Annotated in this window: 10 protein-coding genes; 8 read left to right on the top strand and 2 right to left on the bottom strand. The window is 71.2% G+C overall.

Annotated elements, in window-relative coordinates; translation table 11 throughout:
- Positions 1–34 precede the first annotated feature (34 nt).
- The gene (locus tag D8M35_RS01585) at positions 35–1447 is read right to left on the bottom strand and encodes a cation:dicarboxylate symporter family transporter (protein WP_126890230.1); all 1413 of its coding nucleotides are present in this window, start codon (positions 1445–1447) and stop codon (positions 35–37) included.
- A 188-nt stretch (positions 1448–1635) separates the two neighbouring features.
- Between D8M35_RS01585 and D8M35_RS01580 the strand changes: the two genes are divergently transcribed.
- The gene (locus D8M35_RS01580; RefSeq protein WP_126890229.1) at positions 1636–3330 is read left to right on the top strand and encodes an ATP-binding protein; all 1695 of its coding nucleotides are present in this window, start codon (positions 1636–1638) and stop codon (positions 3328–3330) included.
- Complete coding sequence (locus D8M35_RS01575) at positions 3327–4007, top strand: response regulator (RefSeq protein ID WP_174234670.1); 681 nt, start codon at positions 3327–3329, stop codon at positions 4005–4007. The genes D8M35_RS01580 and D8M35_RS01575 overlap by 4 nt, the downstream gene beginning before the upstream one ends.
- 146 nt (positions 4008–4153) lie before the next feature.
- On the opposite strand, the gene D8M35_RS01570 is transcribed toward D8M35_RS01575, so the two are convergent.
- Positions 4154–4663 carry a BLUF domain-containing protein gene (locus D8M35_RS01570; protein ID WP_161972558.1) on the bottom strand — a complete coding sequence of 170 codons (510 nt, stop codon included), beginning with the start codon at positions 4661–4663 and terminating at the stop codon, positions 4154–4156.
- A gap of 103 nt (positions 4664–4766) precedes the next feature.
- Here D8M35_RS01570 and D8M35_RS01565 point away from each other — a divergent pair, with 103 nt between their 5' ends.
- The 6 genes from D8M35_RS01565 to D8M35_RS01540 all read left to right on the top strand — a co-directional run bounded on the left by D8M35_RS01565 (position 4767) and on the right by D8M35_RS01540 (position 11282).
- Complete coding sequence (locus tag D8M35_RS01565; protein WP_126890227.1) at positions 4767–5069, top strand: hypothetical protein; 303 nt, start codon at positions 4767–4769, stop codon at positions 5067–5069.
- Positions 5070–5206: 137 nt separating this feature from the next.
- The gene (locus tag D8M35_RS01560; RefSeq protein ID WP_161972557.1) at positions 5207–6280 is read left to right on the top strand and encodes a LacI family DNA-binding transcriptional regulator; all 1074 of its coding nucleotides are present in this window, start codon (positions 5207–5209) and stop codon (positions 6278–6280) included.
- 89 nt (positions 6281–6369) lie between these two features.
- The gene (locus tag D8M35_RS01555; RefSeq protein WP_126890225.1) at positions 6370–7689 is read left to right on the top strand and encodes an ABC transporter substrate-binding protein; all 1320 of its coding nucleotides are present in this window, start codon (positions 6370–6372) and stop codon (positions 7687–7689) included.
- A 106-nt stretch (positions 7690–7795) separates the two neighbouring features.
- On the top strand, positions 7796–8788 hold the full coding sequence (locus tag D8M35_RS01550) for a carbohydrate ABC transporter permease (RefSeq protein ID WP_058748928.1): 993 nt from the start codon (positions 7796–7798) through the stop codon (positions 8786–8788).
- Positions 8785–9729 (top strand): carbohydrate ABC transporter permease, encoded by a 945-nt coding sequence (locus D8M35_RS01545; RefSeq protein WP_126890224.1) that lies wholly within the window; start codon positions 8785–8787, stop codon positions 9727–9729. Before D8M35_RS01550 ends, D8M35_RS01545 begins: the two co-directional genes overlap by 4 nt.
- Positions 9726–11282 carry a glycoside hydrolase family 32 protein gene (locus D8M35_RS01540; RefSeq protein WP_126890223.1) on the top strand — a complete coding sequence of 519 codons (1557 nt, stop codon included), beginning with the start codon at positions 9726–9728 and terminating at the stop codon, positions 11280–11282. The genes D8M35_RS01545 and D8M35_RS01540 overlap by 4 nt, the downstream gene beginning before the upstream one ends.
- The last annotated feature ends 19 nt before the right edge of the window (positions 11283–11301 follow it).

Below are 11301 nucleotides of genomic sequence, written 5' to 3'. Positions count from 1 at the left end.
GTCGATCTCCTCGGGGCAGGGCGGGGAAGGGGGACTACCGGCGGCCGGTGGTCGAGCGCTCCGGCTCGACGATGGTGCGGACGGCCTCGGTGGAGATCCGCTCGGGCTGCTGGGCCGCGGGACCGCCGTGGTCGTCGGCGGACATCGTCCGCTCGTCGAACGGCGCCGCACCGGACAGCACCCGCTCGACCTGCTGCTTGTCGATCTGCTTCGTCCAGGTCCCCACCAGCACGGTGGCGACCGCGTTGCCGGTGAAGTTCGTCAGGGCGCGGGCCTCGGACATGAACCGGTCGATGCCGACGATCAGCCCGACGCCGTTCACGAGGTCCGGGCGGTGCGCCTGCAGACCGCCGGCCAGGGTGGCGAGTCCGGCACCGGTGACCCCGGCGGCACCCTTCGAGGCGATGATCATGAAGACCAGGAGCGAGATCTGCTCGGGGATGTTCAGCGGCGTGCCGAGGGCGTTCGCGATGAAGAGCGAGGACATCGTCAGGTAGATCGCGGTGCCGTCGAGGTTGAACGAGTAGCCGGTCGGCACCGTGACGCCGACGACGGGCTTCGAGACGCCGAGGTGCTCCATCTTCGCGATGAGGCGGGGCAGGCTGACCTCGCTGGAGGACGTCGACACGATGAGCAGGTACTCGCGGCCGAGGTACTTCATGAGCCGGAAGATGTTGACGCCGGTCACGATGCGGAGCAGCAGACCGAGGACACCGACGACGAACACGATGCAGGTGATGTAGAAGGCGATCATGAGCGTCCCGAGGGCGACGAGCGCCGCGACGCCGGTGGCACCGACGACCGCGGCGATGGCGCCGAACGCGCCGATCGGGGCGGCCCACATGACCATCGCGAGGATGCGGAACACCAGGGCCTGCAGGTGCCGGATGCCGGTGAGGATCGGCGCGCCCTTCTCGCCCATCGCCTGCAGCGCGAAGCCGACGAGCAGCGCCACGAACAGGGTCTGCAGGATGCTGCCGCTGGTCAGGGACGACACGAGCGTCGCGGGGATGATCCCGAGCAGGAACCCGGACGTCGACGACGCGTTCTCCTCGGTGCCGGCCGGCAGTTCGTACGTGGCCTTCGACATGTCGAGGTGGTCGCCCGGGTGGATGAGGTTGCCGACCACGAGCCCGATCGCCAGGGCGAACGTGGACATCGCGATGAAGTAGCCGAGCGCCAGGCCGCCGACCTTGCCGACCGTCGCCGCCTTCGCGATGGAGCCGACACCGAGCACGATCGTGCAGAAGATGACCGGCGCGATCATCATCTTGATCAGCGCGATGAAGCCGTCGCCGATGGGCTTGAGCCCGACGGCGAAGTCGGGGGCCGTCAGGCCGACCACGATGCCGGCGATCACGGCCACGATGACCGCGATGTAGAGCCAGTGCGAGCGATCCAGACCGCGACGCCGGGGGCGGGCGGTGGTCGAGTGCGTCGATGCCATGAGACTTCCTTGTCGTCAGGACCGGGGCGGCGTCGCTCCGGTCGGCTCGTCCTCGGGGGAACGCCACACACCGTCGCGCGCACCGGCCCACCGGATCGACTTGTGTTCACAACGTTCACGGCGGGCTGCGCGGACGGGCGCTCGTGCGCGAGGATGGTCGTCCCGCAACGGAGCGAGGAGGCAGCCCAGTGGTACCCCGTCGGTGGAGCATCGCCGCGCGACTCTTCGCGCTCCAGCTGCTGTTCGTCGTCGTCGGGGTCGCCGTCGGTGGCGCCTGGAGCTGGGCGTCGGCGCGCGGTGACCTCGAGGCGGACGCGGCGGAGAAGTCGACCGCGGTCGCGGTGTCCATCGCCCGCAACCCGTTCGTGCTCGAGCAGGTCGACACCGCCGACCCGTCCCGGCGGCTCGAGCCGTACGCCCTCGACCTGATGCGGCGCACCCACACGGACTTCATCACGATCATGGCGCCGGACCGCACCCGGTGGACCCACCCCGACCGGTCGGAGATCGGCAAGCCGTTCCGCGGCACGGTCCAGCCGGCGCTCGAGGGGCGGACCTTCACCGAGACGTTCGCGGGGACGCTCGGTCCCTCGGTGCGGGCCGTGACGCCGATCACCGACGCCGACGGGCGTGTGGTCGGACTCGTCGCCGCGGGGGTCACCGTGGCGAACATCTCGACCGCCCTCGTGCCCCGGCTCACGTCGGTCGTCCTGCTCGCGCTGGCGGTCGTCGCGGTGGCCGCGCTCTTCTCGTGGCTGCTGAGCCGCTACCTCGGCAGGGTCACCGCCGGGCGGGGGCCGGAGGAGCTCGCTCGCGTCTTCGCGTCCTACGAGGGCGTGCTCCACTCGGTGCACGAGGGACTCGTGGTGGTGGACCGGTCCGGCGCGGTGGTGCTCCACAACGACCGCGCCGCGGAGCTGCTGCACCTGCCCGCGCCGGGGGAGCGCCAGGAGTCGATCCCGCTCGCCGCGCTCGACGTGCCCGACGAGTTGCGTACCCTGCTCGCGTCGGGCGACCGGGCCGTGGACGAGACGTACGCGACGCGCGACCGGGTGCTCGTGGTGAACCAGGAGATGGCGTTCCCGCGCGGGTCGACCCGGCCGCTCGGCACCGTCGCGACGATCCGCGACCAGACCGACCTGCTGCACCTGTCCGGCGAACTCGCCGCCACCAGGACCCTCACCGACGCACTGCGGTCGCAGACGCACGAGTTCGCCAACCGGCTGCACGCGGTGGTCGCCCTGATGGAGCTCGGCCGGGTCGACGAGGCGATCCGGTTCGCATCCGACGAGATCGAGCGGCACAGCGAGATCGAACGGCACAGCGAGGTCGAGCGGCACAGCGAGGTCGAGCGGCACAGCGAGGTCGAGCGGCTCGGAGCGGTCGCCGGCCCCGGCGACCCCGCCCGGACCGCACCCGAGGTGCTCGACGCCCTCCTCGCCGCCAAGCGGGCACAGGCAGCCGAACGCGGTGTCGACCTCGTCGCCGACACGAGCGGCCTGCTCGACCCCGTCCCGGCCGCCCCCGGCGACGTCATCACGGTGCTCGGCAACCTCGTGGACAACGCCGTCGACGCGGTCGCCGGCCGCCGGCCCGGAGCAGACCGGGGCCGTGTCGAGGTCACCGTCTCCGGGGTTGCAGGACCCGGGGTCGACGGTCACGTCCGGCTCGTCGTCCGCGACGACGGACCCGGCATCGCCGACGTCGACGCCGTGTACGAGCGCGGGTGGTCGACGAAGCAGGCGGGTCCGGAGGGACGGGGTATCGGCCTCGACCTCGTCCGCTCGACCCTCGCCCGCATCGGCGGGGCGGTCGACGTCACGACCGGGCCGGACGGCAGCACGTTCACGGTCGACCTCGCCGCCGGGCGCGTGCCCTCGTGACCGCGCCGATCCGGGTCCTCGTCGTCGAGGACGAGCCCCTGACCGCCGAGGCGCACGCCGCCTACGTCGCCCGGCTCGACGGCTTCGCGGTGGTCGGCACCGTCGGGACCGGCCGGGAGATGCTCGCCGCGGTCGCCGCGGAGCGGCCGGACCTCGTGCTGCTCGACCTCAACCTGCCGGACGCCCACGGCCTGCAGCTGGTCCGCGCCCTGCGCAGTGCCGGGTCCGCCGTCGACGTCATCGCCGTCACCGCCGCGCACGACGTCCGTGCGGTGCGGAACGCGATCGCCCTCGGGGTCGTGCAGTACCTGGTCAAGCCGTTCAGCTTCCGGTCGTTCGCCGACCGGATGACGTCGTACCGCGAGTTCCGGCGCGGGTTCGAGGACCGTCGCGCGCTCACGCAGGCCGACATCGACCAGCGGCTCGGGACCCTGCGCCCGGCGGCACCGGTCGAGCACGAGAAGGGCATCGCGCCCGAGACGCTCGGGGTGGTCCGCGACGCACTGCTCGAGCGGCCGGACGGCGGGTCGGCCTCGGAGGTCGCCGAGACGACCGGGCTGTCGCGCGTGACCGCCCGTCGGTACCTCGAGCACCTGGCCGCCGCCGGGCAGGTCGGCAAGGACGTCCGCCACCGCGGGCAGGGCCGGCCGGAGTACGAGTACCGCTGGTTGCGCTGAGCGCTCTGCCGCGGACGTCCGCCGCGGCCGACGGGAGGCACGTGCGGGCTGCCGGGGCGCGCTGCGGACCGGCGTGGTGCCGGACGGGAGGCGCGGTGCGGGCCGGCGACGTGCCTCCCGTCCGGACGGGGTCGCTCAGGACCGCGTCAGCGCGCGCGTGCCGTGCCGGCGTCAGGACCGCCGTCGGTGCGGTCCTGCCGGAACCACTGCAGGAGCTCCCGCACCGCGGCCAGGTCCGGCGCCCCGCCGTGGTCGTCCGGCAGGAAGTCGAGGTCGTCGAAGGTGGTGCGGTGACCGGGTACCGCAGCGCGCTGCAGCGTGGCCTCGGCCGCGTACCCCATCGACCAGTCGGGGAACTGGCGGGACCGTACCTGCTCCTCGAGCAGCACGGTGACCTGGTCGTGACGCGGGTCCTCGGCGATGTACGCCATCTTCTCGCGGACCGCGGTGGCGGGACCCTCGAGCAGCTGCAGGAACCGGTGGTCACGGAACAGCAGCAGGCCGGTCACCCCGACGCTCGCGTTCGCGCTGCGGGCATGGGTCAGCAGGTCGTCGAGGTCGTCGAGTCCGAAGCCGACGACGGCGCGGCTGGCGTAGACGAGGGACAGCAGGGTGCCGTCCGCCGGGGTCTGCGTCGGTTCCGATGATGGCTGCACCGGTCCACTCAACCCGGGCGAGCCGGGAGCCCACCCGGCGACCGGGCAGCGACGTCCCCCGGTTCCCTGGGACCGGCGCCGCGTCGCTCTCTACGGTGGACGGATGCGAGACGAGCTCGACGCCGCCCTGCGCGCGCACCACACGGCCACGCTGCCCGACGGCGTCGACCGTGCGAGCGTCTGCGACCCGGACCTGCCGACCGCGGAGATCGTCGGGTGGGCGACCCTGGTCGTCGCCGGGGTGCCGCTCTCCCCGGCGGAGCAGGGCCGCATCGCGTCGGCCGCGGCCGACGCGTTCGCCCTCATCGCCCTGCTGCCGGTCGAGTCGCGACCGTACTTCGCCCGCCTCGGTCTGATCGCGACCCTGGCGTCGGCGCTCGCCGTCGGCGCGCCCGCTCCGCGGTAGTTCCTCGCCGCGCCCGCTCCGCGGTAGTCCTCCACGGCGCCCGCGTCCGCCGAGTGCGTGACTAGGCTCAGCACGTGCGGTCCTCGGGTGGTTCCCGCCAGGGGCCGTCGAGCCGGACGGCAGAGGCAGGAGACCACGTGGCGCGATCGACGAGCATCCGCGACGTGGCGGCCGAGGCCGGGGTGTCGATCACGACGGTCTCGCACGCCCTGAGCGGCAAGGGCACCGTGAGTGCCCGGACACGCCTGCGGGTCGAGGAGGCGGTGGAACGCCTCGGGTACGCCCCGAACCCGATCGCCCGCGCCATGCGGACGGACCGACGAGCGGTGCTGGGCTTCGTGTCCGAGGAGATCGCGTCGACCCCCTACGCGGGGAAGATCATCGTCGGGGCGCAGGCCGAGGCCGCCGCACACGACCACGTCCTGATGATCGTCGACATCGCGGCCGGGGAGTTCGACGACCCACGCATCGACGCCCTCATCCAGCGCCAGGTCGACGCGGTGGTGTTCGCGTCGGCGTCGAACCGGGTCATCCGGTTGCCCAGGTCGCTCGACCCGGCGCGGACGGTGCTGCTCGACGCCTTCGATCCGGCGGCCCCGGTGCCGTCCGTGGTGCCCGACGAGCAGGACATCGCCGCGACGGCGGTCCGTGCCCTGCTCGAGGCCGGCCACCGGCGCATCGCGCACCTGACGGTCGAGGGTGCCGGTCCCGCCGTGACGGGCCGGGTCGAGGGGTACGAGCGGACCCTGGTCCAGGCCGGCCGTACTCCCGTGGTGGTGCGTGCGGCCGGCGAGGTCGCGGACGCTGCGGCCGGGCACCGGGCGGCGACGGAACTGTTCGGGCCCACACCGTCGCAGGCGGCCGACGCGCACGCCGGTGAGCGCCCGACCGCGGTCTTCGCCTTCAACGACCAGATGGCGATGGGCGTGTACCAGGTCGCGGAGGAGCGCGGCATGCGGATCGGACGTGACCTGTCCGTCGTCGGCATCGACGACCTGCAGATCGTCGCGGCAGCCCTGCGACCGGGCCTGACCACCGTGGCGCTCCCGCACGAGCAGATGGGGCGCGCCGCCGTCCGCCGCGCGCTCGAGCAGACGGGCGCGCTGACCGCGCCACAGGCGCCGCAGACGCCGCGTGCCGGGGTCGAGCGACTCCGCGGCGAGCTGGTCGTCCGGGGCTCGATCGGACCGGTAACCGTTACTCGTTCGTGACCTTCGCCCGTGGCGAGCGGTTGCGCCCTGTGTGATGCTCGTCCTCGACACAAAACGATTTGGGTTTGTGCGAGTGAAAGGTCGAAGTAATGAGGCTTCGTAAGGGCATCGCCGTCGCCGCCGCGCTCGCGGTCGGGACCGGCTTGACGCTGACCGGCTGCAGCGCCGGCGGATCCGGGTCGTCGGACGGCACGGTCACGATCTCCGGTGGGTTCACCGGTGCACAGGCCACGGCGTTCCAGAAGGACCTGGACACGTGGGCCAAGAGCCAGGGCATCACGGTCAAGTACTCGGGCAGTGACAGCTTCCAGACGTCGATCGTCACGCAGGTGAAGGGCGGCCAGGCCCCCGACGTCGCGATCTTCCCCCAGCCGGGCGTGCTCAAGTCGCTCATCAGCCAGGGCATCCAGCCGCTCGACGACCTCGTGGACGTGAAGAGCGTCACCGCGGACGAGGCGAACGGTCTCGCCGACATCGCGAAGGTCAACGGCAAGACGTACGGCCTGCCCTACAACATCAACGTGAAGTCGCTCGTCTGGTACGACCCGGCGGCCTTCGCGGCGAAGGGCTACGAGGTCCCGAAGACGGACGCCGAGCTCACCGCGCTGCAGGACAAGATCATCCAGGACGGCTCCGGCTACCCGTGGTGCGTCGGCATCGCGTCGCAGGGCTCGAACGGCTGGCCGATGACGGACTGGCTCGAGGAGTACGTGCTCCGCTACGGCGGCCTCGACAAGTACGACGACTGGATCACCCACAAGGTGAAGTTCGACTCGCCGCTGGTCAAGCAGGCCGCCGGCAAGGTCGAGTCGATGATCTTCGCCGACGGCGCGGTCAACGGCGGCGGCAAGGCCATGGCGTCCACCGACTTCGGCGCGGCGGGCAACAACCTGTTCGTCGACGGCGGCAAGCCGGCCGGCCAGTGCTACATGATGCGCCAGGGCACGTTCATCACCGGCAACTTCCCGTCCGCGATCCAGGAGCAGATCGCGAAGGGCGACACGACGAACGTGAACGCCTTCCCGCTCCCGACCCCCGAGGGTGCCGCGACGTCGGGCACGCTCGGCGGTGGTGACCTGGTCGCCGCCTTCAAGAAGGACGACAACACCAAGAAGGTCGTCGACTACCTGGTCGGCAAGGAGTTCGGCACGAACGGCTACGCCAAGAACTGGTCGGCAGCGCTCTCGCCGCACAACGACTTCCCGGCGTCGGAGTACACCAGCCCGTTCCAGAAGGTCGCGCAGCAGGCCGTGAAGGACTCGAAGGTCTTCGGCTTCGACGCCTCCGACCAGATGCCGGGCGCCGTCGGTGCCGGTACCGAGTGGACGAACCTGACGGCCTGGACCGCGGGCCAGCAGTCGCTCGACGAGACGCTCAAGGCGATCGACGCCTCCTGGCCGTCGCAGTAACACCCTCCACCTCCAGCCGTGGCGGTGTCCGACCGGGCACCGCCACGACCCTCGGCGCCTGCACGCCGCAACAGCACACCCCGACAACGAAGTGAGGTGACCCCTCGTGCAGCAAGTCCTCAGCGTCCTCGTCTCCGTCATCGGCGGACTGGCCGTCTCGTTCCTGATCTACCTCGGTCTCAACTTCCTGGTCTCGAAGACGCACGGCAAGTGGCACGGTCGCCTCCTGCCCTACGTCTTCATCGGCCCGGTCCTGCTCCTCCTGCTCGTCTTCCTGGTCGTCCCGACGGTGCAGACCGTCATCCAGAGCCTGCAGAAGACCGACCAGTACGGCCTGACGTCCTTCGGCGGGCTCGACAACTACGTGTCGCTCTTCTCGACGCCGTCGTTCCTGTCGACCCTGCTCAACAACCTGCTCTGGATCATCGTCGTCCCGGCCGTCGTGGTCGTGATCGGCCTGCTCGTGGCGACCCTGGCGGACCGCCTCGGCCCGAAGCGCGAGAAGACCTTCAAGTCCCTGATCTTCCTGCCGATGTCGGTGAGCTTCATCGCCGCCGCGTCGATGTGGTCGTTCGTCTACGCGTACAACGCCCCGGGACAGCCGCAGGTCGGCCTGCTCAACGGCATCTGGACCGCGATCACGCACCAGAACCCGATCCCGTGGCTGCAGAACGACTTCCTGCGCATGAACAGCTTCCTGCTCATGGCGGTCGTGATCTGGCTCAACGCCGGCTACGCGATGGTCCTGCTCTCCGCGGCGATCAAGGCCGTGCCCGAGGAGACGATCGAGGCGGCACGCATCGACGGCGCCAGCGAACGACAGGCGTTCTTCCGGGTGATCGCACCCCAGATCCGCACGACGATCATCGCCGTCGGCATCACCGTGCTCATCACGGTGATGAAGATCTTCGACATCGTCTTCGCGATGACCAACGGGCAGTTCGACACGAACGTGCTCGGCGTCGAGTTCTACTCGCAGTTCTTCGCGTTCAACAACCCCGGGAAGGCGTCCGCCGTGGTCGTCATCCTCATCCTCGCCGTGGTCCCGGTCATCGTGTACCAGGTGCGGACCTACCGTGAACAGGAGGCCCTCCGATGACCGAGATCGTCCCGGTGGCCGGTGCCCCGAAGATCGTCGCGACGAAGCGCGAACGCGTCACGAAGACCAGCGCCGAGCAGCGTCCCCGCGTGCTGCTCAGCATCGTGATGGGCCTCATCGCCGTGCTCTGGATGGTGCCCGCGATCGGCCTGCTCGTCACGAGCTTCCGCACCACGACCGCCGCGCAGGGCACCGGCTGGTGGACCGTCTTCGGGAACCTGTTCGGCACCGAGTGGACCCTCGACAACTACTCGAACGCCCTGACGGGGGCGACGTCCGGCACCGGCCAGAGCTTGGCCGCCGAGTTCCTGAACAGCGTCGCGGTCGCGGTCCCGGCGACGATCCTGCCGCTCATGATCTCCGCGTTCGCGGCCTACGCGTTCACGTTCCTGCAGTTCCGGTTCAAGGAGTTCTACTTCGCGGTCATCGTCGGCCTGCTCGTGGTGCCGGTGCAGATCTCGCTGATCCCGGTCCTGCAGCTGTACAAGACGATCACCGAGGCGACCGGGCTGCAGATCACCGGGACCTTCCCGGCCGCCTGGATCGTGCACTCGGCCTTCGCGCTGCCGCTGTGCATCTACATCCTGCGGAACTACATGTCGACGCTGCCGGTCGCGCTGATCGAGGCCGCGCGCGTCGACGGCGCATCGCACTTCCAGATCTTCTGGCGGCTCGCGGTCCCGATGTCCGTGCCGGCGCTGGCGTCGTTCGCGATCTTCCAGTTCCTGTGGGTGTGGAACGACTACCTCGTCGCGTACATCTTCATCGGCAACACCAACCCGGTGCTGCAGCAGGGCCTGCTCGGCCTGCTCGGCCAGTACGGGTCCGGCTGGAACCTGGTCGCCGCCGGGTCGTTCATCGTGCTGATCGTGCCCCTCGTGGTGTTCCTGTCGCTCCAGCGCTTCTTCGTCCGCGGCCTGACCGCCGGGTCCGTGAAGTGAGCACGGTGACGGAGACCGCGCACACGGAGTCGGCAGCGGACGGTGCCACGATCCGCCGCCCCAGGGTGCACTTCGCCCCCGCGCGGAACTGGATGAACGACCCGAACGGCCTGGTCCGCCACGACGGGCGGTGGCACCTCTACTTCCAGCACAACCCGAACGGCATCGACCACGGCACGGTCGGCTGGGGGCACGCGTCGAGCACCGACCTGCTGACCTGGACCGAGCACGAGGTGGCGCTCGAGGCCGACGAGGACGGCCAGGTCTTCTCCGGCTCGGTGGTCTTCGACGCCGAGAACACGAGCGGACTGGGGACTGCCGAGCAGCCGCCACTGGTCGCGATCTGGACGCAGGCGGCCGAGACCGAGCAGTCGCAGGCACTCGCGTCCAGCACGGACGGCGGGTACCGGTGGCGGAAGCACCCGGGCAACCCGGTGCTCCGTCGCGGGTCCGCCGACTTCCGCGACCCGAAGGTGTTCCGGTACGAGGGCGCGGACGGTCCCTGCTGGATCATGGTCGCCGTCGAGGCGCAGGACCGCCAGGTGCTCGTGCACCGTTCGACCGACCTGCTCTCGTGGACGCTCGTGTCGACCTACGGCCCCGCCGGCCCGGTCGGCGGGGTGTGGGAGTGCCCGGACCTGTTCCCGCTGACCGTCGACGGCGACCCCGACCGTGTGGTCTGGGTGCTGCTGATCAGCCTCAACCCCGGCGGGGTGGCCGGCGGGTCCGGCACCCACGTCGTGCTCGGGCAGTTCGACGGCGAGCGGTTCGTCCCCGACGAGCCGCTGCCCGCCGAGACCCGGCTGCCGGACGGGTCGTGGCGCGAGCAGTCGGCCGAGGAGCTCTCGACGTACCGCTGGCTCGACCACGGCCCGGACTCGTACGCCGGCGTCACCTTCTCGGGCACCGAGGGTCAGGACCGGACCCTCGTCGCCTGGATGGACAACTGGGACTACGCGAAGGACCTGCCGACCCGGCCGTGGCGCGGCGCGATGACCGCCGCCCGGGTGCTCGGCCTGACCGAGCGGGACGGACGCCTCGAGCTGGTGCAGCGGATCGTCGGGCCCGACGGCGCTGCGGGGACGGTCCTCCGGCAGGAGGACGACCCGGCCAGCGCACACGAGCTGCCCGGCCTGGTCCGCGTCGAGGTCGCGATCGCGCTGCGTGCGGCCGACGGCGTCGTGCGCCTGGACCTCGACGACGCTGACGGTCGCCGGCGGCTCGGGCTCCGCTACGACGCCGCCGACGCCTCGCTCCGGCTCGACCGTCCCGCCGCCGTCGGCCTCCCGGCGGCGTTCGAGCGGCACGTCGGGGCCACGGTCCGACCGGAGGGGGATCGCGTCGCGCTCACCCTCTGGTTCGACGAGTCGTCGGTCGAGGTCTCGTCCGGCGGTGGGACCGGTTCGATGACGGCGCTGGTCGCCGGCTCGGCGACCGACGGTCGCCGTCGCCTGCTGGTGGACCCGGGCCCGCACGCGGTCGCGGTCACGGCATCGGTCCCGGGCGACGACGTGACGCCAGCGGACCCGCCGACCGTGCCGCCGGTCTACTGACGCGACCCGACGACGGACG

Source organism: Curtobacterium sp. HSID17257, from assembly GCF_003989515.1.
Classification (GTDB): Bacteria; Actinomycetota; Actinomycetes; order Actinomycetales; family Microbacteriaceae; genus Curtobacterium.
This window is presented reverse-complemented; position numbering and strand designations above follow the sequence as displayed.